Genomic DNA, 22,816 nt, shown 5'->3' with positions numbered 1-22,816 from the left:
GAGTCAATGGCGTTCACGGTCCTCGTCACCTGCGAGTGATCATCGCACACTAAGCGGTACACGACTGACACTGTGTAATTAAGTGGTGGGGCGGCCCCAAAAGGGCTGCCCCACCACTTAATTTTCCGTGTTCAAAAGAGAGTAATGCGCTGGCTTTACGAAGTCACCTAATCCGTCTTTTCCTGCGTATTTCCCTGCGAGCTCTCAAGACTAAATGCGAAAGAATGAGTCGTCATATCATTCATCACGATATAAATCTTCTCGCGCCCCTCTAGCTCTGCGAAGACAATATCTTCGAGCTTAATACCCTGTTGCTCCAGTTCCTTCGTGAGCCATTCTTCGCTCTGGCCAGAGGCTTCAAGTTGATCTTGAACAATCTGACCCTTCGAAACCAAGAGATAGTTCAGACTCCCATCGCCCTTCTTGATCACAGTCAAAGAGCCGTTTGACTCATACTGTGCAAATTCGACATCTTCAATCGAAAAAATTCCACGCGAACGAAGTTTCCGATGAAGTCTATAGAAGTGAATTGGGTAAGGCTCTGTTTCTTTGTCTATGTGAGGTGAGCGGAGATGATCACGATACCGATGAAAAGTCGGTAAATCGAGTGCGCGTCAAGGATGAGTTCATGCCACATGCGTCAACCTTAAAACGCTGATGGCACATATACTGAAGGCTAGTAGCCGTAATTCTCATCGCCTCGGGGCCATACCTCTGTCATGACACTTGAATCACTCATTCTTCTCGGAACAGCAATCACCATTTCCTACGCGTTATCACGGCGTTTGAAGTTACTCTCTCCCATTGTCCTTATTGTTACGGGTGTTGCGATTTCTTTTGTTCCACATGCCGGAGAAATTGAGCTTCCTCACGAGGTCGTTCTCTCGATCTTTCTTCCTCTCCTGCTCTACTGGGAATCACTTTCGGTTTCCCTGAGTCAAGTCCGCCGCGGACTTCGAGGCGTCATTTTGTCCGGTACGGTATTGGTCGCGATCACCGCACTCCTCATTGCTCTGGTCGGCACATGGATGGGGCTCAGTATTGGCACCGCCTTACTCATCGGCGCTTGCCTTGGGCCCACGGATGCAACAGCCGTATCCGCCTTGGGACGCGGAATGCCCTCGGGCCAAAAAACAGTCCTCCAGGCCGAATCATTGATCAATGACGGCAGCGCTCTGGTCATCTTTGCGGTTGCACTTCAAGTGACCGGTGGAACTGCTCGGGTGACAACGCTTGGAGTCACTCAGCAAGTGCTTCTTTCCTTCGGCGGAGGGGTTCTTGTCGGTATAACGATGGGAGCCTTCGTTCTACGCGTGCTTGTCCGACGCGGGCTATTCCAACGTGATGCGATCTTGGCAAACATCGCTCGCATCCTCACCCCACTTTTGGCTTACTACCTTGCTGAAGAGATTCAGGCTTCGGGAGTCATTGCAGTAGTCGTGTGCGGAATGCTTGTCTCTCGTTTCGGAGAATCAGCAATATCGCTGGCATCACGCGTCATCGCGATTCCTGTGTGGACACTGCTGACTTTCATTCTGAACTCAGTCCTATTCATCATGGTGGGCCTTGAACTTCCCGTCATTATTCGTGGCTTGGACCATGCGACACTCATGCATGGCTTGATTTTGATACCAATCATTTACATTGCGATGGTCCTTGCGCGTCTGATCGGCCATCATGCGCTCATCTTCTCTATTCGATTACTCGATCGTCGCCCTGAACAGAAGGAACGCCGGACGAATTTCAGGAGCCGATTAGTCACGACAGTCGCGGGTTTCCGCGGTGCCATTTCTTTGGCAATGGCTCTGTCCATTCCCTCTGCATTTGGCGCTTCTACTTTCGAAGATCGTGATCTCATCCTGCTGGTTGTCGCAGGTGCAGTTATCCTCTCGCTTGTCATCCAGGGCCCGCTTCTGCCAATCGCGATACGTTGGGCAGCTAAAAACCCGGCACCGGAAAGCACTTACTTCCAGCCCGAAACTAATGAAGTCAGCGCAATGCTCACCGTTTTGAAAACCGCGGCTGATAACGTCGAAGCCATTGCAAACGCAGCGGGAATCGAAGACAGACAACTGATAGATAACCTGCGCGAAGAAATTCTTACCTACGTCGCACACGGTAAAGAGGCATCCTCTCTCGATGAGCTCTTGACCGAAAGCTCGGAAGAGACACAACTGCGTCTTGCGCTCACCCAGTTTAAGCGCGACGAAATGACACGCTTGCGCGATCGCGGTGAGATCGAACAAGAAACATGGCGTATCGCCATCGATCACATTGACCTTGAATTACTTCGTCTGAGCGGCCCCATCGAGCTCGAGGAGTAAGACTGAGAAATAGTTGTGGGGCCCGGTACCAATCGGTACCGGGCCCCACAAAACTTGCGAACGGAGGAATCAGTCCTCGACGTCCAGCAGGCCGTTCTTGTACGCCTTCGCCAGACGACGGGGAACACGCACCTCACGGCCACCCACCTTGATGGTGTTCAGCTCAGTGAGATCGGCCTTCCATGCGGACCGGCGAGTGCGGGTGTTTGCTCGGGACATCTTGCGCTTGGGAACTGCCATGACCCTACCGCTCCTCTTCTAGTTCTGACGTTTTTACCGCGTCGATGCGTATCTTTCAGATACACAGCCATAGAGATATGACTTTCGACAACCTGACCACTGTAGCACGACGGGCCAAAAGTACGCATATTCCAAAGGAATTATTCGTGCGAAGCTCGTCTCATTCCCGACCTCGCATACACTCATGCAACAATGAAGACACTATGTCCTCTCTTCGAGTACTTGCTTCAGGCACACGCCTGTCCCATGAGATTGAAATTAAACGGTCGCGTTTCATTGCATCGATCGCTCGGACAGATACACCCGAAGAAGCCCGTGAATTCATTAATTCAGTAAAAGACGCCCATCCGCAAGCACGCCACAACTGCTCAGCATGGATGATCACAGAAGAAGGCCATTCACCTTCACAGCATTCTTCGGATGACGGAGAGCCCTCAGGAACCGCTGGAACTCCCATGTTGGATGTTCTCAAGCGCAACGAGGTATGGAATGTGACGGTCGTTGTGACGCGCTACTTCGGGGGAATTCTCCTGGGAGCCGGCGGCCTCGTGCGGGCTTATTCAAGCGCAACCAGCGAGGCGCTTGCTCGGGCTCCTTTCGCACGCTTGGAGGCGCTGTCAGTCGTTGAGGCTGAACTCGCTCCCGTCGATGCTGGACGAATTGAAGGCGAGTTACGTCGTTTAGGCGGGCACGTACTCGATGCTCAGTGGGGATCCTCTGTATTACTCACCGTGGCAATGAGTCCACAGCAGCTGAAAATAGCTGAGAATCTGCTCGCCACGCTCAGTTCAGGCCAGTATGTTTTTCGCTCCATGGGACAACGTTACATAGAAATCGCGGAATAATCCGGCTCCCCATAGAGTTGCAGTTACGTGCATGGCACGAAGCGACATCTAGGAGACATCATGACCAACATCGCAACAGATGTCACCGACCTCATCGGTGGCACACCCCTGGTTCGAATTAACCGCCTGAACGAAGGTGGCGCGGAAATCGTCGCGAAAGTCGAGGCGTTCAACCCCGCTTCCTCCGTCAAAGATCGTATTGCTCGTTCCATTGTTGATGCCGCAGAGGCATCCGGGGAACTCAAGCCGGGCGGGACTATTATCGAAGCCACCTCGGGAAATACCGGCGTTGCACTCTCGATGGTCGGTGCAGCACGCGGTTACAAGGTCGTCATTGTCATGCCTTCCTCGATGAGCCTCGAGCGCCGCATTCTTATTCGCGCCTTTGGCGCAGAATTGGTCCTTACCGACCCCAAGGGTGGAGTGACCGCCGCTGTCGCAGAAGCTGAGCGCATCCGTGATTCGCGTCCCGGGTCCATCATCGCCTCCCAGTTCACCAACCCCGCAAATCCCGCAGTGCACCGCCGTACGACCGCAGAAGAGATTCTTCGCGATACCGACGAGAACGTTGATATCTTCATTGCTGGTGTTGGTACGGGTGGAACAGTATCTGGCGTGGGTGCTGTCCTCAAGGAAATCAAGCCCGACGTCAAGGTCATTGCAGTTCAACCAGCAGAGTCCCCGCTTCTTACCGGTGGCGAGGCTGGCCCTCACGGCATCCAGGGACTCGGTCCAAACTTCGTTGCTCAGACCTACGATCCCAGCGTTGTTGACGAAGTAATTGATATTGAAACTCCACTCGCACTGGAAACTTCGCGACGAGCAGCCGCGGAAGAAGGCTTGCTTGTTGGTATTTCTTCAGGCGCAGCACTTGCGGCTGCAATCCAGGTGGCGAAGCGCCCTGAAAACGAAGGTAAGCAAATCGTCGTGGTCCTCCCCGATACAGGTGAGCGTTACCTTTCGACAGCGCTCTTCGAAAACCTGCGCGACTGACAGGTCTGGGGTGGATGAGATGCATGCTCATCCACCCCATTTCTGCGTCCTTGGATGAGAACGCACAGGACAATCAAAACCCACGAGCACGTCACCCGCATAGCAGTGCACAACTACCCACAAGCAACTGACGGAGAACTACCCATGGCCTCGTCTCCACGCAAGATCATTCAGCTTCTTGCCGAGGATCTTCGAACGGCAAAACGGCGCGATCCCGCGGCCCGTTCGACTCTTGAAGTCGCACTCGCCTACCCCGGCGTCCACGCACTGTGGACTCATCGGGTAACACACGCGATGTGGTCTCACCCCGCGCTGCGCACTCCCGCTCGTGTCCTTTCCTCAATTGCAAGGATGACGACAGGGGTTGATATCCATCCCGAGGCAACTATCGGGCGCCGCGTATTCATTGACCACGCCACTGGGGTCGTGATTGGGCAAACAGCTGAGGTCGGTGAAGACGTTGTGATCTTCCACGGGGTGACCTTGGGTGGCGTCGCTATGAACCCCGGAAAACGTCATCCAACCATTGGTAATCACGTGATGATCGGAGCTGGCGCAAAGATTCTTGGCCCCATCACAGTTGGCGATGGAGCCAAAGTTGGAGCCAATGCCGTCGTCACCAAGGATGTCCCCGAAGATGCTGTTGCAATCGGCGTCCCAGCAAAGTTACGTCAGAAACCGGAAGGACGAATGGTGGAGGATGATCGCGACCTCATCATCGACCCAAATTTCTGGGAAGATGATCCCACCTGGTACATCTAAGTTCCCCGCATTTGTCAAGCTTTCGAACAAACTCCCAGAAGCAACTCTGTGAGTTCGCACACCTTCTCACGTGCCGTCACGCGTGCAACAGATCACATATTCTGTCCTTATGGACAGACATTCTCTACAAGCACAGATTGACGCACTGACGCGCCTTCGTGGTGCAACAGAGTGTGAGATCGGCGTACTAACCCGCTTCGATATCCCGGAACTCGCTGAACTTTCTTTAGCCGCATACGGTATCCGCCCAACTATCGAGGCGCATATTGAAGCAACAGACGAAATGCGCCTGTGCTTTGACGGGGTTTTCGGCACCCCATTGGAGGGATCCTTCCTAGGCGGTTGGATCGAAGGAGAGTTAATCGCCGCGATCATCGTCGTCGTCGATCCCCCTGTTGAGGAACCCAGTGGACTTCCGCAGGTAATCGACCTGATGGTTCACCCGAAGTTCCGAGGCCGCGGAATTGCTACCGCATTGGTCGCAGAGTGCGCACGTCGCTGTAAAGACTGGGGAGCATCTTCCCTTGTCGTCAGAATCGACGAGGGAAATGTTCACCTTCCTCAGATCTACGACATCTTCCAAGAAAGTGACAACTCCCCCGCAAGTTAGGCAGAGTTGCTTCAAAGTGCAGGGAATGCTTAGCCGCGATGAGCTGCGCTATCCCCTCTAACGCGCGACTTCTCCTACTGCCTTAGTTCTGACAATTCGAGCACCAGAAAAGACGGCGATTTTGCATGAGCTTTTCACTGATCGTCGTCCCACATTTAATGCATGGCCGTCCACTGCGATGGTAGATATACCATCGCGCCAATTCTTCATCACCTTCAGGGATTGGATCAGGCTGGTCCTCGGGGCGAATCGTATCGATACGTCCAATCTCGAGGCCTCGTGTCATCAGTTCGCAGACGATATCCCACAGGTGGCCAACACGCTGCACTGAGAGGCGATTTCCAGCCCTCATCGGTGAAATACCAGCAAGGAACAAAGCTTCCGCACGATAAATGTTCCCAACTCCGGCAGCGATCGACTGATCCATTAAGAGCTCACCGATTGGACGTTTACGCCCACGGATCATTTCGATGAAACGCTTACGGGTCGCTGGATCTTGCGCGGCACCCGGCTGAAGTGGGTCACACCCCAACTTGGATTCGACAACACGTCTATCCTCATCGGAAATGAGCTCGCACCGATTCGGACCGGTAACATCAGCGACCGCGTGCTCCGACAATACCCGCAGGCGAACCTGCCCAACAGGATCGGGAGCATTCCATTCTTCACCGCGCTTTTGGATATTTCCAGACGCCAAATTATCTTCGACGTACAGAGTGTCTTCCGCGTAGCTTGCCCACTTCAGAGCCGCATGTCGGTGCCCTTTTGTTGCCACCCAATTCGTACGTGGTGCACCAATGGAGGACGGGACATCAAAAGCGCGCTCATCCGCATCGAAACGCCACGACCCATACAGACCCAAGTGAATATGGAGCCACTGGAGCTTCTCATCACAGGGGAAAGGATGCTCTCCCCACAGCGGCGATGATCCTGTGAAGGGCAATGCGGCCTCGGCCTCGGGACTGCCTAAGCGAGCAGCAAACTCAGCCTCCGCCGACTTCGCTTGCTCAGCACACGAGGCGGCAGCCTCAGCTGGCATAAAACCAACAAACATGTGCTTGCCCACCGCCCGCACAGCAACAACCTTGTGGTGGTTAATCAACTGTGCGGATGAGGCAAAACGCCCCTGCGGTGACGAAGTTTCGACTTCACTGCCCTGGAAGAGGACAGAAAAAGTGTTGGCGATCCGATGGATCGCATCTCCTTCAGGCATGGTTACTTCGGAAGAACGATGTTGACCAGCTGCGGAGCACGCACAATGACCTTTAAGGGTTCGCGTCCGTCAAGAAGCTTCACGATTGGAGCTTGCTCAAGGGCAAGGACACGCAAATCATCTTCGCTAATCGACACAGGAACCTCGAGCTTCGCACGAAGCTTGCCATTAGCCTGAACGATCGCCGTCACGGTGTCGTCTTCAAGCAAAGACTCATCTTCCACGACCGGGAAAGGCACTCGAGCAAGCGATTCTTCATGCCCCAACTTCTGCCACAGTTCCTCACAAATGTGCGGAGCAACAGGAGAGAGCATGAGAATGAGGGCCTCGACAGCAACGCGAGGGACGCGATCAAAAGAGGTCAGGTGGTTGTTCAGAACAATCAGCTTGGCGATCGCCGTGTTGATACGCAGGTTCTCGTATTCAACGGTGACCTCGCTGATCGTACGTGCCAGCAGACGTGCCGTCTTCTTATCCATCGGCTCATCGCTAACGGTGACCTCACCCGTCTCTTCATCAAGAACATTTCGCCACAAGCGCTGAAGGAAGCGTTGGGAGCCGACGACTGCACGCGTATCCCACGGACGCGAAACATCCAAGGGTCCCATGCTCATTTCATAGACACGGAAGACATCCGCACCATAGGCGTCGTACATCTCGTCAGGCGTGACGATATTCTTCAGTGACTTGCCCATCTTGCCGTATTCGCGATTGACAGGCTGTCCCTTCCAGGTGAAGCCGTTTGTCTCATCGCCCTCGACCTCGTCAGCCGGAACGTACTGCCCGCGCGCATCGGTGTACGCGTAAGCCTGCACGTAGCCCTGGTTAAACAGCGTGTGGAAGGGCTCGCTATCGGGAACGAATCCCAGATCGAAGAGAACCTTCTGCCAGAAGCGTGCATAGAGCAGGTGAAGCACAGCATGCTCGACACCGCCAATGTACAGATCAGTTCCACCACTGATCTTGCCCTCACGCGCCCCCATCCAATAGCTCAGATTTTCTGCACCGGCGAAGGTCGTGGAATTAGTCGGATCGGTATAGCGCATTTCGTACCAGCACGAACCTGCCCACTGAGGCATGGTGTTTGTCTCACGACGGTACTTCTTGGGACCATCACCCAAATCGAGGGTGACATTCACCCACTCCTGAGCGCGTCCCAGAGGAGCCTCGGGTTCGCTATCCGCATCGTCAGGGTCGAAGGTACGCGGTGAATAATCACTGATTTCAGGAAGCTCGATGGGGAGCATATCTTCGGGGAGCGAGTGTGCAACGCCATCCTCATCCCACACGATCGGGAAAGGCTCACCCCAGTAACGCTGACGACTAAAGAGCCAGTCTCGCAGGCGATAGGTTGTTGCGGCGCGCCCCAGTCCCTTAGATTCCAGCCACTGTGTCATCGCTGCCTTTGCAGCGTCCTTATCAAGGCCATTGAGGCTGATTTCCTCATTGGCTGAGTCAACAGCAACACCGTCACCGGTATAGGCGCTCTGAGTCAGATCGTGAGCCGTAGGATCCTCAGCATCACCGATGGTGCGAATGATGTCCAGTTGGAAACGACGCGCAAACTCCCAGTCACGATCATCGTGCGCAGGAACCGCCATGATGGCGCCGGTTCCATAATCCATCAAAACGTAGTCAGCGATAAAGACGGGGATACGCTTCTGGTTCACAGGGTTAATTGCCCACAGCCCAGTGAAGACACCAGTCTTCTCTCCCGCATCCTCTGCGCGCTGCTCCGGGGTCTTTGCGGCAGCCTGTGCACGGTAAGCCGCCACTGCCTCGGCAGGAGTTGCATAGCCCGCACTCCACTCAGGGCGCGTTCCTTGTGGCCAAGATGCGGGAAGTTTGAGCGCAGCCTGGTCAGAAGATGAACCGGGAGTGGTTCCACCAAGTAGGGGGTGCTCGGGAGACCAGACCACGAAGGTCGCGCCAAAGAGCGTATCGGGACGCGTCGTATAAACGGTGAACTCGCTATCTGATACGCCCTCACCCACGGCACGGAAATCGACCTCTGCACCGTGCGAGCGGCCGATCCAATTGCGCTGCATGGCGCGCACCTTTTCGGGCCAATTAATGGTGTCCAAGTCTTCGATCAAGCGATCACCGTAAGCAGTGATACGCATCATCCACTGCCGCAATGAGCGCTTAAAGACCGGGTAATTACCGCGCTCTGAACGTCCTTCGGCGGTTACTTCTTCATTCGCCAAGACAGTACCCAGACCGGGGCACCAGTTAACAGGAGCCTCGGAAATATAGGCCAGTCGGTAGGAGTCAATAACGCGCGCACGCTCGCGCGGGCTCAGCTCATTCCATGATCGAGCGGAGAATTCTTCTGGGAGCTCACGCTCTCCTGACTCAAACTGCGCGACAAGCTCAGAAATCGGGCGCGCAGCACCCAGGCCTCGGCCATCGCGACGGGGTGCCTCAGGATCAAACCACGAATTAAAGATCTGCAGGAAGATCCACTGAGTCCAGTGAACGTAGTCGACATCAGTGGTTGCAAACGAACGGCGACGGTCATGAGAAAGGCCCAGACGACGCAGCTGGCGTCGCATGTTGGCGATATTTTCTTCGGTCGTCACACGCGGGTGTTGACCGGTTTGAACAGCGAATTGCTCAGCAGGAAGACCGAATGCGTCATATCCCATTGTGTAGAGAACATTTTCGCCACGCATGCGGTGGAAACGAGCAACCGTATCAGTCGCGATATAGCCCAGTGGGTGCCCAACATGAAGACCCTTACCTGAGGGGTAGGGGAACATGTCAAGGAGGAAGAAGGGATCACGCGAGGCAAGTTCTCCAGCAAGATCTCCTTCAGGATTATCTGCAAAGAAGGTCCCTCGCTCGTCCCATAGGTCCTGCCACTTGTTTTCGATCTCACCGGCCAACTGTGCCGTATAACGGAAATTGGGCTCGCCTGTCGAGATCTCGCTCATCCTTGCCTCCATTTACCCTGAAAACTCACTATCTTCAGGCTCGTTCTATGCCCTATATAGGTTAGTGCATTGGCGCGAATTTGCCCGTTTATTTCCACTAGGCAAAACCAGCCCGGGGCTCGACAATAGAGCTATGAGTACCGTTTTTGAAAAAATTATCTCCGGAGAATTCTCCGGACGCTTTGTGTGGACCGACGACATCTGCGTCGCATTCGCGACAATCGAGCCGACAAGTCCCGGGCACGTCTTGGTTGTTCCACGCAAGCCCGTCCCTTCATGGACAGCCTTGGATACGGCAACATGCGAACATCTCATGAAGGTTGCACAGCTTATTGGACGCGCCCAAGAAGCCGCTTTTGGAGTCCAGCGCTCCGGTCTGGTGATTGCCGGATTCGAGGTGCCACACACCCACCTCCACGTCATTCCCCTACGTCAAGAAAGCGACGTCCTGCTCAGCAATGCTGTTCCGGCCAGTGATACCGAGCTTGACGAGGCCATGGATAAGCTTCGTCAAGAGCTGATCAGTGAGGGTTACAGCGTGCAGGTACCATCGTCGATGAACACGCTGAACTAGCCTCACGCAATTGAGCAAGCGCTACTTAGGTAGCGTCCCCACTACAGAAATAAGTGCGGCTTCTTGGGCACTCAGCTCAAGGTGTCGCCCTTTTTCCTGCGCCCCACTGCGAGTTTTCGGCGGATAAACGCTGAGCACAAGCTCTCCATTTTCACGACGTTCACGAACTTCAACCTGTTCGTCAAGACCAAGCCCTTTATTTTCGATCGAACGCAAGCACACTGCGTCACTGTCACTAAAACGTGCGATACGCACTCTGCTGCCCGGGACGACCTCAACAAGAGGAATCATTGCTACGAGTTCGACTCTACCGTCGGCAGAAGGAATCGGGTCTCCATGTGGGTCACGCGCCGGGTGCCCCAAGCGTTCATCGATTCGATTGAGCAGGCGGTCTGAGATCGCGTGCTCGAGAATTTCCGCTTCTTCGTGAACTTCGTCCCACTCAAAACCGAGCGCATCATGCAGATAGGTTTCGAGCAAGCGATGGCGCCTGACCACTTCCAGTGCTCGTCGGCGTCCTTGCTCTGTCAAGGTCACTTTTCCATAGGGCTCGTGGAAAGCAAGCCCTTCAGTAACCAAACGCTTAACCTTCTCCGAGGCCGTGGAAACAGCAACACCAACACGCGAAGCAAGGAGGCGGACCGCAATACCGGCTTGCCCGTTCTCTTCAGCGCTCCAGATTGTTTTGAGATAGTCCTGAGTAACGGCGTTCTCACGTACTGAACGACTATCGCTCATAAAAATGTCAGCTGCTTGCACTCCCCTAGCCTACCGCCTTGCGACTTGAGAAAGGCAGAGTTAATTTGCGAACTACTCAAAACGTATGTATTGTTTTCTCCTGTCCCAAGGACACGCGTCATTAGCTCAATTGGCAGAGCAGCTGACTCTTAATCAGCGGGTTGAGGGTTCAAGTCCCCCATGACGCACAGCTTTCCCGGCTCCGGCTGGCGAAAGTACCCCGCGTCATTAGCTCAATTGGCAGAGCAGCTGACTCTTAATCAGCGGGTTGAGGGTTCAAGTCCCCCATGACGCACCCATTGCCGAGGCGGCGCCAATGGCCGAATACAACTATGAGTATTCGTGCCCTACTATCCTCGGAGCTTCTTATGCGTCGTCTTACTTCTTCTGAGAAAGATCTGCTCGCATCGATCGAACAACAGCTCAGTGCCCGTCGCCGCACGGTGATTACCCCGGATATCGTCGAACAAGCGACTCACCTGATCCGTTCTATGACGGACCCGCGTCCAGGTCTTCACGAGCTCGTTGGACCCGTATGTACCACATCCGACATCGTCGCGTGGCTGGGTATCTCGCGCCAAGGGATCAACAAGGCCGTGCGAACAAACCGTATTCTTGCAGTTCAATCGCCCACCACTATGTGGTACTACCCCACATGGCAACTCATGGCCAATCACTCGGTGATCGATAACATCTCCGAAGTGCTCGGACGTCTGCGTGGACGGGTGCATCAATTGACTGCGGCAACATGGTTCCAGCGTCCACTCGAGGTCTTAGAGCAAACAACTCCGGCACAGTGGATGCTCGATGGACACGATCTCCACACCGTGGTCGGTGCAGCTGAAGCCTTTGCTACCGCAGAGGAACGTCGTCCTTCACCGGTGCCACTTTTCGATCCGGAGATCCAGGCAACCTCTCTATAAGAGGAAGCTTCAGCTTCACAACAAGTGTTTTTAACTGATTGGGAAGCTACTCTGGGGATTTTCCGAGTTCTCCAGAAATTATCCCGGCACCACAGGGTAAAGAGTAATCGGGCCAAATCGCAACGGAGCGGTTTGGCCCGATTACCTGTTAAGCAGCGTTATTGATCCAATCCCAGCAGCTTTCGCAAACGAGCGACATGTCCCGTTGCCTTCACGTTATACAGGGCGTGGGTGACGATTCCAGAGGGGTCGAGGACAACTGTGGAGCGGATAATTCCTTGAAATACCCTTCCATAGTTCTTCTTTTCACCAAAGGCACCCCACTTGGTGAGAACATCCTTTCCGGGATCCGAAGCCAAAGGGAAATTCAGTTCTTGACGCGAAGCAAAGTTCTCTAGAGCAGTCATCGAATCGGCACTAATGCCGATTACCGAATACCCCGCGCCTTTAAGTGAATTGAGGCTGTCACGAAAATCGCATGCTTCTTTCGTGCACCCGGGGGTCGATGCCTTGGGGTAGAAATAAACAACCACACCGGACTTTACCTGTCCCAGCAGATCGCGCAAGGAAAGCGTGCCGTGAGTTGTTTCAAGAGTGAAATCGGGAGCTTCCTCCCCCACCTGAAGTTGAGTCATAAGCTGAGCTTAGCTGGGGTTCGATTGGCGCGCCCATCCAAGATAGATCCTCAGCACTTACCCCTTCCAATAAGGTAAACTCTGTGCTGTTGCGCGAGTGGCGGAATTGGTAGACGCGCTGGATTTAGGTTCCAGTGTCTTTGACGTGTGGGTTCGAGTCCCATCTTGCGCACTGATAAATTCTTTTGCCTCTACGAGGCCGCGCTTGTCTAGCCGCGATACGCGCGCTCAATTGTCGCCTCGGCAATCACTCGAGTACCCCGGTACAGGACCAAAGATTGCCCAGCAGCGACACCGCGGATTGGCTGCGCCAAAGCCACGGACAGTCGTGAGCGTCCGTCTTCGTTATTCTCTCGAACAAGCTCGGTCACGACGCTGGGTAACCCATGTGCGCGAATCTGAGCTGTCACAACTCCCTCATCGATTTCATTCAGGGAACGCTGGCCAAGACTTGGGCCAAACTCGCGTGTGGCAAGATCATTGATCTCTCCCAAATCATCAGGTGCGAGCCACACAAGTTCGGAACAATCAATATGGTCAACAGAGAGCAATTCAGAAGCACCAACGACAACCTGGTTGAGCTGAGGCTTCGTCTCGACGACATATCGAGGCCGCCCGTCGGCTGCCGGATTACCCAAGTTCAACCCTCGTCGCTGACCAACGGTGAAATTCCAGTAGCCATCGTGACGACCCACAACGCGGCCCTCAGTATCAACAATGTCGCCCGGGTTGCTCCCGAGGTGTGAACGCAAAAAGCCCTGCGTATCTCCATCAGGAATGAAGCAGATATCGTAAGAATCCGGCTTATTTGATACTCCGAGCCCCATTCTTTCCGCTTCAGAACGCACCCATGATTTCGATGGAGCATCTCCCAGGGGGAAAATTACACGCGGAAGTTCTTCGGGTCCCATAATTGCAAGCACATAGGACTGATCTTTTGCCTCGTCACGTCCGCGATGGAGCTGAGGACCCAAATCTGTCTGAACAATACGCGCGTAGTGGCCCGTACAAACTGCATCAAATCCCAGTGCCCGCGCACGCTGGGCAAGCTCCCTAAACTTGACGAATTCGTTGCAACGAACACAAGGGTTCGGAGTATGCCCGGCCTTGTACTGCTCAACGAAGTCCGTAATGACCGTCTGCTCAAATTCTTCCGCAAGATCCCAGACATAAAATGGAATACCCATGATTTCGGCGGCACGAGCAGCATCAGCAGCATCTTCAACCGAACAGCAGCCGCGCGAACCCAAACGACATTCTTGAGGTTGAGATGAAAGGGCCATATGCACTCCAACGACCTCGTGTCCGGCCTCTACAGCCTTCGCCGCCGCGACTGCAGAGTCCACTCCACCCGATAGAGCCGCAAGAACCCTCATGCATCCATCCTGTCTCGTTCATCCAATGCCTGTCCCGCTCGGATTGCGGCGGGAAGTGCTGAAAGAAAAGCATCAATATCTTCTACGGTAGTTTCCAAACCCGTGGAAACCCGCAGCACACCAAGTGCTTGATTTTCACTGTAGCCAAGGGCCATCACAACACGCGAGGGCCGAGTCACTCCGGCATGACATGCCGAGCCAGCAGACACGTCTACGCCTGCCATATCCATAGCCAAGAGAACTGCCTCGGGATGGTGAGTGGGGATCAATAAGTGAATAATCGCTGCCGAGGCCGTAGCTGGGTCAACACTTAAACGCACTCCCTGGGGGAGGCCAGAAATAAGACGCTCACGAAGTTGCTGCGCACGTTGGACACGCTCGAGGCGATGCTCCACTGCAAATTCGAGGGCAGTTGCAAGCGCGCAGGCCCCTGCAACATCGGGGGTTCCAGAACGGATTCCACGTTCGTGTCCCCCACCAGGCCGGTCAGTGACCATCGTGATCCCTCGACGGACGATCAGTGCACCCGTACCAACAGGAGCACCGACTTTATGGCCACCGATCGACAATAGATCTAAGCCAGATTGAGCAAAATTAACGTCGCAGTAGCCGATTGCTTGAGCGGCGTCCGAATGTAGAAGAGGTGCTTGATCCTCCCGCGCTTCGTGAACAAAGCTGGCAAATTCACCCACTGGTTCAATGGTTCCAAGCTCAGAACACACCCACGTCATTGACATTAATGCCGCACGTTCAAACTCTGCTGGCCCTAAATCCGAATACTCCACACGCCCCGAAGAATTCACCGTGAAGATGCGCGGCGTAAATCCCTCTCGGCGCAGGACTTCGCGCTGCTCGTGCACCGCGTCATGCTCGACTGGAGACATCCACACATCGACACGTCTGGCATCGACCCCACGCATCCCCCGAGAGGCAGCAACAAGCGCCAGCGCATCTGATTCCGTCGCACCCGAGGTAAAGACAACCTCCGCGCGAGATGCACCCACGGCAGCGCCTACGCGTTCACGCGCATCTTCCAGCAAACGCTTAGCGGAACGTCCGCCAGCATGAAGAGCCGCGGGGTTCCCGGGACGCCGACTGAGAGCGTCTTGGGCGTCAAGCCAAGCCTGACGTACTCCGGGTGCCAAGGGTGTGGAACCGGCGTGATCAAGATAGTGCGACACGGGTGTCTTTCAGTTGTCCTGGGGCTCATTCGCGCGCCACGCGCGAATATGCTCCAGCGCTTGGGGAACAATTTCGTACAGATCTCCAACAACTCCGAAATCAGCAATTCCGAAGATCGGAGCATCGGGATCATCACAGACTGCAACGATCGTTCCCGAGGACATCATTCCAATCGTGTGATGAATTGCACCGGAAACCCCAAGAGAGATATAGAGCTTCGGAGCAATCGTGACACCGGTTTGGCCGATTTGCGAGCTACGCTTCGCCCAGCCTTCATCAACAGCATCACGCGTTGCACCGATGCCAGCACCCAAAGCATCAGCAAGATCTTCGACCAAACTCCAGTCTTGCCCTGCACCGCGGCCACCAACGACAACAACCTGAGTTTCAGTCACCTTCGGGCGACCGTCTCCACTTTGATACGCGCGCTCCTCAACCCTAGTGGTCTTATCGCTCAGGGAGAGCACAATAGACTCCCCCACCCGACACTGGCCTGCAACCTCTTCAGGAACGAGGCCGCGCGAACGCAGACACACGCAGGCAGGGGCAGCCATAGCGAGAACCTCTCCCCTCCACGAGCCGCCCAGCGCTTCCGTCGTCGCGCGCAAACGATCCTCTTCAACGTGAATCTCGACGGCCTCGGCAATGGCGCACCCACCCAAAATTACGGCAAGGGAAGCAGCACACTCACGGTCAAGGAAACGCGTGGCGAAGAAAATCGGCGCTCCAGGGAGATTCAGGCTTCGGTACGCAGATTCCAGCGAAGGAAGCAAAGCCGATGTTGTCAGCGCGGCCTCGGGGCAGATAACCGGCACCGCAGAGGAGACACCAATTCGTCCCAATTCCCCTCCAAGGGAATCGAGGACCTCGGGGCACAAGACGATCGCATGCAGCTCTTCAAAGCACCCGCGAGCCTGGGCGACGATGTCCCTGTGACGGGCATCAATTGTTCCTTCAGAGGACACCAGATCAAGAGCGAGGACCGCAGAGTTCAATAAAGCCTTCACTTCAACTTCTCCTCAATGAATTCCGCAAGACGCTTGCCACCATCACCGGTATCGGGGAATACCTCACCTGCTCCGCCTCGGTGATGTTCCTCGATAAATTCCATACGAAGAGGCATCGCATCGAGTCCAGAAGTCAGGACAGATGAGAGCACTCCGCTGGGATCGCATTCAGCAATGTCGTCAAGTTCAGCACGAACTAAGGGCTTCATCCGAGCAGCCTTGAGGTCCTTAAAACCGGGGAAACGCGGTTCGTTCAACTGATCTGAAACAGAAATAACAGCAGGGAAAGGCGCGTCGAGAGATTCATCAACACCATCAACACTTCGCGAGGCACTCAGCCGTGAGTGCTCGACATCAACATTCAACTCTCGAGCCTGTGAAACCAAAGGAAGGCCCAAAACTGCCGCAAGCGCCGCGGGAAGCATCGACGTCATCGAATCCGCCGCTGACATCCCGGCGATGATCAGATCGAAAGGCTCCTCATCCGCCAGCACCGTCAGCAAAGCCGCGAGCGCACGTGCTGAAACAGTGACATCTGCACCCTCAAGTTTGGGATCAGAGAGCAGATAAGCACTATCGGCACCAAGTGCCAGCGCACGAATCAGCGCGTCACTGGCATCTTCTGGCCCCATGCTCACCGCAACGACTTCGCCTCCGTGGGTGCGAACAAGATCAGCCGCAGCTTCCACTGCGTGTTCGTCGCCTTCATTTAGGACATCGTCTTCACCACGCACTAAACGTACGTCTTCAAAACGCCGGTCCGAGCTTGTATCAGGAACCTGTTTGACCAGAACTGCAATCCTCATGTATCCAGAGTGCCATATCGATGCTGATATGCGCAGCTCTATGTGTGCCAGCGGACGGATACGACTATGATGTTCTCAGTTCTGACATGAGAAAAAGGTGCGGCAATGTCACAACAGGCGAATTACGTCTACCACGCCGTTACGCAACCTCATCCTCGCTATCGCCAATTGGGCGTCACCGTTTCTGGATCAGGTCTCAACGTTGCAGTGGTATCGACACGTGCTACCCAGGTTGACTTCTGCGTCATCGACCCGAATACCGGGTTTGAGCAGCGCTATCGTCTTCTTGGCCCCGATCATGGCATCTGGCATGGACGTATCGAAGGTTTTGGCCTTGGAACCCACTACGGTTTCCGTGCGCAAGGCCCTTGGGATCCCGATGCCGGCCTGTTCTTTAACGAGAACAAGCTTCTGGTCGATCCCTATGGTCGCGGCCTCGCAGGTGCTGTCGACATTCGTCCCGAGGTCTACGCACACCAAGTCGATGAGGATCTCTACCCGGTCTCTTACCCCCTCGAGCCCTCGACAACTGATTCCGCGCCTTTTAACGCACATAGCGTGGTCATTGACACCTCATTCCGCATTACCCCTCAACCAAAGGTCGCTTTGGATGAGACCGTCATCTATGAGTTACACGTCAAAGGCTTCACGCAGAACATGTCAGAGGTCCCTCCCAATCTGCGAGGGACCTATGCGGGTCTTGCTCATCCCGCTTCCGTTCGTTATCTCAAAGAATTGGGAGTGACCTCTGTCGAGCTTCTCCCGATCCACGCAAAGTCTGATGAACCTTTCTTAGTCGAACGCGGCTTGACGAATTATTGGGGGTACTCCACCCTCTCCTTCTTTAGCCCTGAGCCTTCCTATGCCAGCGCGGCCGCTCGCGCACGAGGCCCGCAGGCCGTGATTGACGAATTCCGCGGGATGGTCTCAATTCTCCATGAGGCCGGGATTGAAGTAATCCTTGACGTGGTCTATAACCACACCTGCGAGAGCGGAGACACCGGTCCGACGCTATCGTTGCGTGGGCTTGATTCCCCTCTGTACTACAGACGAACTGATACCTACCCCTCACAGATCATCGATACGACAGGGTGTGGCAACACACTTAATACCGATAATCCCCAGGTGATTTCTCTTATTTTGGATTCACTGCGCTACTGGGTAGCCAACATGGGAATTGATGGATTCCGCTTTGATCTCGCTGCGACTATCGGGCGTTTTTCAACCGGTTTCACTCCCCTACATCCCCTGCTCATTGCGATGGGGGCAGATCCCCTTCTTCGCGAGACCAAGCTCATCGCAGAGCCCTGGGACGTTGGTTTAGGAGGGTGGCAGACGGGTAATTTCCCGGATCCTTTCTTAGAGTGGAATGACCGTTTCCGCGATACCGTTCGCAGCTTCTGGCTTTCTGATTTGCGAGAGATTAGTGCGGGACGACAGGCTGGTGGAGCCAATGAGCTCGCAACTCGTCTGTCTGGTTCTCAAGATCTCTTTGGCCACGGCGTTGGATACCTTCGCGGGCCGGGAGCATCTGTCAATTTTGTAACGGCACATGACGGCTTTACTTTGGCCGACCTTACAGCATTTGACCATAAGCACAACTTGGCAAACCTGGAAGAAAACCGCGACGGTTCGGATAACAACCATTCGTGGAACCACGGCCTTGAGGGAGCTTTGGCCGCGCCGATTCTGGGTGTTGACCCCGATGTCCGTGATATCACCGGCTTTGTTGAAGATATTGTTCCCGCGCGCCAGCGCTCACAACGCAATCTTCTTGCCACGCTCCTTGTATCCTCTGGAACGCCCATGTTGGTTGCGGGCGATGAGTTTTCGCGCACGCAATTTGGTAATAACAACGCCTACTGCCAAGATTCTCCCATTTCCTGGATCGACTGGGACCTTTCTGAGCTCCAGAAGGAACAGCTCGAGATCGTCCGGTGGCTTCTTGCATTACGCCGTGCGCATCCTGCACTGCGGCCAATGAAGTTTTTCTCCGGAACTGACCCGAATGGCGATACACTTCCTGACCTCTCGTGGTATGACGCAAGTGGGGTTCCCATGCGTGACGACGTATGGACATCACCCGATTCACGTGTTTTCCAAATGCTGCGTTCAGGGACTCCCTACCGTTCTCGCGATGCTCTTGTCCTCTTCAACGGAACGACAGCGGACCGCAATGTTGTTCTTCCCCGAGGCCGAGGGGTCCAGTGGGTGCACGTCTTCGATAGTGCATGGAGCCCGATCGACGACGGTGGTGTGAACTCGATGAACGATGCGGTGACCTTGCCGAGTACTCTCGATTACAAGGCTCCGGATGCAACAGTTTCCATGGATCCTTTCAGCATGCATATCTACCTCTCATCCGTGGACTCTTCGCCTACGCAGTGATCACGCTAAACTGAGCTGGTGACTACCAGCGAAGAAACTCTCGAGCAATCCACCTCTGATGCTTCTCTTGCGCGTTCTCTTGCGCGTTCGAAGGAAATTGACGAGGCAATCGACCAAGATCCCACGCGTTTTCGCGTGCTTACTGGCGACCGCCCAACTGGACGCCTACACCTCGGTCACTACTTCGGCACCCTGCGAAACCGTGTTCTCCTTCAAGAACGCGGAGTCGATACATGGGTGCTTGTAGCTGACTATCAGGTCATCACCGACCGCGACGCTGTCGGCCCCATTCAAGAGCGCGTCCTTGGCCTAGTTACTGATTACCTTGCAGTTGGCTTGGATCCAGAGAAGACAACGATCTTCAATCATTCGTCGATTCCTGCACTTAACCAACTCATGCTTCCTTTCCTTTCCCTGGTTACCGAGGCCGAGTTGCACCGTAACCCCACGGTTAAAGCAGAGTTGGAAGCTACCGACGGCCGTGCAATGAGCGGTTTGATGTTGACCTACCCGGTCCACCAGGCCTGTGACATCCTCTTCTGCAAGGCGAATATCGTTCCTGTCGGGCAAGACCAGCTCCCTCACATTGAACAGACCCGTCTGATTGCTCAGCGCTTCGATAAGCGTTACGGCCGCGTCGACCCCAAGCGAGCCGTATTCCCCCGTCCTGATGCGCTTCTTTCAGAGACTCCCCTGCTCTTGGGAACAGACGGAACGAAGATGTCGAAGTCTCGCGGCAACACGATCGAATTGGCAATGACCGCAGATGAGACTGCAAAAATTTTAAAGCGCGCAAAGACTGATTCAGATCGTCACATCACCTTCGACCCTGAGAACCGTCCTGAGGTAGCCAACCTGCTCACCTTGGCCTCCCTGGCCACGGGTGAGGATCCGGTAGCTATCGCCGAGCGTATCGGTGATGGCGGCGGCGGTGCGCTCAAGGCAACCGTTACAGAGGCCCTCAACGAAATGCTTGCGCCAATCCGTGCACGTCGCGCCGAGCTAGCGGCTGATACGGGATACCTGCTCTCAATCCTCCGCCAAGGCAATGAGAAGGCAAACGAGCGTGCAGAAAAGACCTTGAACGAGGTCCGTGAAGCGATGCACATGGTCTACTGAGCTTTTTGAAACGCTCAAGGTGGTGGTTACTTCCTCAGAAGTAACCACCACCTTTTTGGACCCTTCAGAGCCTTTTTACTTCCTGAGTATGTCGATCGTCACAGTATCCATTAGGCTTAGATATGTGAACGAGACACTACTTCCACGCATCCCGGCCACCGAAGTTTTCCCCGTCGTCGAGGACGGGAATTTGCCGGCTAAGGCAACGGTTTTTGAGGCATTTCCTATCCGAGCAACCGTCTTCAGAGAGGGCCATGATGCCTATGCTGCTGAGGCAGTTCTCATTCGCCCCGGTGGCTCCATCCATTCACGCGCCCTCATGTATGACATCGCTCCCGGCCTCGACCGCTATGAAGCGTGGCTGATGCCAGACGCTGTTGGCAAGTGGAGTTTTCGCATTGATACATGGTCAGACCCCTACGCCACGTGGCGTCACGACGCCTCAGTGAAGATTGGGGCCGAGGTCGACGTCGAACTCATGCTCGAAGAAGGCGCGCTCTTGATGGAACGCGCCGCGCGCGGAGAGGCACTGAACAATCCTTCTCAAAAGCAGCCAAGTCGAGCAGGTATTCAAACCCTACTTGCTGCTGCACAGGCCCTACGCGATACCACTCAAACTCCCCAGCGTCGTCTCTCCGCTGGCCTAGCTGCTCCAGTGCGCGCGGTCTTCCGCAATTTCCCACTCCGTGACCTCTACGGGTCAACCCGCAGCTTCCCCCTGTATGTTGCGCGAAACCGTGCCCTCGCAGGTGCGTGGTATGAGATCTTTCCCCGTTCACACGGCGCTTTCCAGGACAAGAAAGGACGCTGGGTATCGGGAACCTTGCGCACGGCAACCGAGGATCTGCCCCGTATCGCGTCTATGGGCTTCAACGTCATCTATTTGACGCCAATTCACCCTATTGGTTTAACCAATCGAAAAGGAAAGAATAACTCTCTGGTTGCTCATCAAGGTGAACCTGGCAGCCCCTACGGCATTGGTTCAGCGGAGGGTGGTCACGATGCCATTCACCCTGAATTGGGCACTTTCGATGATTTTGATTATTTCGTTGCACAGTCAAAAGAACTGGGCTTAGAGGTTGCGCTGGATATCGCGCTTCAGTGCTCCCCCGACCACCCGTGGGTAAGAGAGCATCCGGAATGGTTTACCCAGCGCGCAGATGGCACGATCGCCTACGCGGAGAACCCACCGAAGAAATATCAGGACATCTATCCCCTGAACTTCGATCGTGATCCAGAGGGAATCTACAAGGCGATTCGTGACATGCTCGAATTGTGGATTTCCCACGGAGTGACAATCTTCCGTGTCGATAATCCGCACACTAAACCCCTTCGTTTCTGGGAACGGCTCCTAGAAGAAATCCATACGCGTCATCCGGAAATCATATTCCTTGCCGAGGCTTTCACCCGCCCCGCAATGATGCGAACCTTAGGTGCGGTTGGCTTTGATCAGTCCTACACCTACTTCGCCTGGAGAACCGAAAAGCAAGAAATCGAGGAGTATCTTCAGGAGCTCGCACACGACACTGCGCACCTTATTCGTCCGACCTTTTGGCCAACGACACACGATATTCTCACTCCTCAAATGACTTCTGGGGGAAGTGCAATCTTCGCAATTCGTGCGATGCTGGCCGCACTCGGAGCACCCTCATGGGGAATCTACTCTGGATACGAGTGGGTTGAAAATATTCAACGCCAGGGTGCCGAGGAACCCAACGATAATGAGAAGTACGAATTCCGGCCTCGTGTTCCAGGGCTTGCCCAGAAGACGGGAATCCCCACTCTACTCACACTTCTCAATAGCGCTCGCGAACGTCACCCAGCGCTGCGCCAGCTTCACGATCTTCGCATCCACCCCACGACCTCGGAGAAGATCCTGTGCTTCTCCAAGCATGTCCCCGCTCGATTCTCACCGACCGGATTGCCCGATACAGTCATCGTCGTGATCTCCTTGGACCCGGAAAACACGGTTGAAGGAGAAATCGATGTTGATTTGAGCGGACTTTCCTTGGGGACATCATCGGCTCACTACACCGTGGTCGATGAACTCGATGGACAGCATTACTCCTGGTCACGCACCAATTGGGTACGACTGTCCCCCTGGGATCGATTGGGTCATGTCATGGCCATCGAAACCGAGTAATT

Annotated in this window: 20 protein-coding genes and 3 tRNA genes; 13 read left to right on the top strand and 10 right to left on the bottom strand. The window is 54.7% G+C overall.

What is annotated here, in order from left to right; translation table 11 throughout:
* Positions 1–167 precede the first annotated feature (167 nt).
* Complete coding sequence (locus RW023_RS01170) at positions 168–479, bottom strand: YetF domain-containing protein (protein ID WP_315579506.1); 312 nt, start codon at positions 477–479, stop codon at positions 168–170.
* Positions 480–719: 240 nt separating this feature from the next.
* Between RW023_RS01170 and RW023_RS01165 the strand changes: the two genes are divergently transcribed.
* Positions 720–2,324 carry a Na+/H+ antiporter gene (locus RW023_RS01165; protein ID WP_315579498.1) on the top strand — a complete coding sequence of 535 codons (1,605 nt, stop codon included), beginning with the start codon at positions 720–722 and terminating at the stop codon, positions 2,322–2,324.
* Positions 2,325–2,393: 69 nt separating this feature from the next.
* Here RW023_RS01165 and rpmF read toward each other — a convergent pair whose 3' ends face one another.
* Entirely contained in the window at positions 2,394–2,564 is a 171-nt protein-coding gene (gene rpmF, locus RW023_RS01160; protein WP_009409287.1) for a 50S ribosomal protein L32, read from the bottom strand.
* Between the two features lie 203 nt (positions 2,565–2,767).
* Here rpmF and RW023_RS01155 point away from each other — a divergent pair, with 203 nt between their 5' ends.
* From RW023_RS01155 to RW023_RS01140, 4 genes are all read left to right on the top strand, one after another.
* Positions 2,768–3,409, top strand: a complete 642-nt coding sequence (locus tag RW023_RS01155; RefSeq protein WP_315579497.1) for a YigZ family protein — start codon at positions 2,768–2,770, stop codon at positions 3,407–3,409.
* Positions 3,410–3,469: 60 nt separating this feature from the next.
* Complete coding sequence (gene cysK / locus RW023_RS01150; protein WP_315579496.1) at positions 3,470–4,402, top strand: cysteine synthase A; 933 nt, start codon at positions 3,470–3,472, stop codon at positions 4,400–4,402.
* A 144-nt stretch (positions 4,403–4,546) separates the two neighbouring features.
* Positions 4,547–5,164, top strand: coding sequence for a serine O-acetyltransferase (cysE, locus tag RW023_RS01145; protein WP_315579495.1), 618 nt, complete (start codon positions 4,547–4,549; stop codon positions 5,162–5,164).
* A gap of 109 nt (positions 5,165–5,273) precedes the next feature.
* Positions 5,274–5,774 carry a GNAT family N-acetyltransferase gene (locus RW023_RS01140; RefSeq protein ID WP_315579494.1) on the top strand — a complete coding sequence of 167 codons (501 nt, stop codon included), beginning with the start codon at positions 5,274–5,276 and terminating at the stop codon, positions 5,772–5,774.
* An 82-nt stretch (positions 5,775–5,856) separates the two neighbouring features.
* Here the strand turns inward: RW023_RS01140 and RW023_RS01135 are convergent, their stop codons facing one another.
* Positions 5,857–6,987: an Fpg/Nei family DNA glycosylase gene (locus tag RW023_RS01135; RefSeq protein ID WP_315579493.1), complete on the bottom strand. Its 1,131-nt coding sequence runs from the start codon at positions 6,985–6,987 to the stop codon at positions 5,857–5,859.
* Positions 6,988–6,989: 2 nt separating this feature from the next.
* Positions 6,990–9,923 carry a class I tRNA ligase family protein gene (locus tag RW023_RS01130; protein WP_315579492.1) on the bottom strand — a complete coding sequence of 978 codons (2,934 nt, stop codon included), beginning with the start codon at positions 9,921–9,923 and terminating at the stop codon, positions 6,990–6,992.
* A 133-nt stretch (positions 9,924–10,056) separates the two neighbouring features.
* On the opposite strand from RW023_RS01130, the gene RW023_RS01125 reads away from it, so the two are divergent.
* Positions 10,057–10,497, top strand: coding sequence for an HIT family protein (locus tag RW023_RS01125; RefSeq protein WP_315579491.1), 441 nt, complete (start codon positions 10,057–10,059; stop codon positions 10,495–10,497).
* Positions 10,498–10,518: 21 nt separating this feature from the next.
* Here the strand turns inward: RW023_RS01125 and RW023_RS01120 are convergent, their stop codons facing one another.
* Positions 10,519–11,235 (bottom strand): metal-dependent transcriptional regulator, encoded by a 717-nt coding sequence (locus RW023_RS01120; protein ID WP_315579490.1) that lies wholly within the window; start codon positions 11,233–11,235, stop codon positions 10,519–10,521.
* A gap of 115 nt (positions 11,236–11,350) precedes the next feature.
* Between RW023_RS01120 and RW023_RS01115 the strand changes: the two genes are divergently transcribed.
* The 3 genes from RW023_RS01115 (at position 11,351) to RW023_RS01105 (ending at position 12,158) form a co-directional block, all read left to right on the top strand.
* Positions 11,351–11,423: transfer RNA gene (locus RW023_RS01115), tRNA-Lys, on the top strand.
* A 34-nt stretch (positions 11,424–11,457) separates the two neighbouring features.
* Positions 11,458–11,530, top strand: a tRNA-Lys gene (locus tag RW023_RS01110).
* A gap of 73 nt (positions 11,531–11,603) precedes the next feature.
* Positions 11,604–12,158, top strand: a complete 555-nt coding sequence (locus tag RW023_RS01105; protein ID WP_315579489.1) for a hypothetical protein — start codon at positions 11,604–11,606, stop codon at positions 12,156–12,158.
* A 158-nt stretch (positions 12,159–12,316) separates the two neighbouring features.
* On the opposite strand, the gene RW023_RS01100 is transcribed toward RW023_RS01105, so the two are convergent.
* Positions 12,317–12,793, bottom strand: coding sequence for a peroxiredoxin (locus RW023_RS01100; RefSeq protein WP_315579488.1), 477 nt, complete (start codon positions 12,791–12,793; stop codon positions 12,317–12,319).
* Positions 12,794–12,884: 91 nt separating this feature from the next.
* Between RW023_RS01100 and RW023_RS01095 the strand changes: the two genes are divergently transcribed.
* Positions 12,885–12,965 (top strand) — tRNA-Leu (locus RW023_RS01095).
* A gap of 37 nt (positions 12,966–13,002) precedes the next feature.
* On the opposite strand, the gene mnmA is transcribed toward RW023_RS01095, so the two are convergent.
* From mnmA to RW023_RS01075, 4 genes are read right to left on the bottom strand one after another with little or no spacing between them, the layout of a single operon-like run.
* Positions 13,003–14,169, bottom strand: a complete 1,167-nt coding sequence (mnmA, locus tag RW023_RS01090) for a tRNA 2-thiouridine(34) synthase MnmA (RefSeq protein ID WP_315579487.1) — start codon at positions 14,167–14,169, stop codon at positions 13,003–13,005.
* A complete protein-coding gene (locus RW023_RS01085) occupies positions 14,166–15,350 on the bottom strand; it encodes a cysteine desulfurase family protein (RefSeq protein WP_315579486.1) in 1,185 nt (394 codons plus the stop codon). Before RW023_RS01085 ends, mnmA begins: the two co-directional genes overlap by 4 nt.
* Before the next feature lie 9 nt (positions 15,351–15,359).
* Positions 15,360–16,358, bottom strand: coding sequence for an electron transfer flavoprotein subunit alpha/FixB family protein (locus RW023_RS01080; RefSeq protein ID WP_315579485.1), 999 nt, complete (start codon positions 16,356–16,358; stop codon positions 15,360–15,362).
* Positions 16,355–17,164, bottom strand: a complete 810-nt coding sequence (locus RW023_RS01075) for an electron transfer flavoprotein subunit beta/FixA family protein (RefSeq protein ID WP_315579484.1) — start codon at positions 17,162–17,164, stop codon at positions 16,355–16,357. The genes RW023_RS01080 and RW023_RS01075 overlap by 4 nt, the downstream gene beginning before the upstream one ends.
* 105 nt (positions 17,165–17,269) lie before the next feature.
* On the opposite strand from RW023_RS01075, the gene glgX reads away from it, so the two are divergent.
* The 3 genes from glgX to RW023_RS01060 all read left to right on the top strand — a co-directional run bounded on the left by glgX (position 17,270) and on the right by RW023_RS01060 (position 22,814).
* Positions 17,270–19,552 (top strand): glycogen debranching protein GlgX, encoded by a 2,283-nt coding sequence (gene glgX, locus RW023_RS01070; protein ID WP_315579483.1) that lies wholly within the window; start codon positions 17,270–17,272, stop codon positions 19,550–19,552.
* Between the two features lie 18 nt (positions 19,553–19,570).
* Positions 19,571–20,671, top strand: coding sequence for a tryptophan--tRNA ligase (gene trpS, locus RW023_RS01065; RefSeq protein ID WP_315579482.1), 1,101 nt, complete (start codon positions 19,571–19,573; stop codon positions 20,669–20,671).
* Between the two features lie 124 nt (positions 20,672–20,795).
* Positions 20,796–22,814: a maltotransferase domain-containing protein gene (locus RW023_RS01060; RefSeq protein ID WP_315579481.1), complete on the top strand. Its 2,019-nt coding sequence runs from the start codon at positions 20,796–20,798 to the stop codon at positions 22,812–22,814.
* The last annotated feature ends 2 nt before the right edge of the window (positions 22,815–22,816 follow it).

The sequence above is a fragment of the uncultured Actinomyces sp. genome, from assembly GCF_963542285.1.
Lineage (GTDB): Bacteria > Actinomycetota > Actinomycetes > Actinomycetales > Actinomycetaceae > Pauljensenia.
Note: the sequence above shows the minus strand (reverse complement) of the source record. Positions and strands in the feature narration are given on the sequence as shown.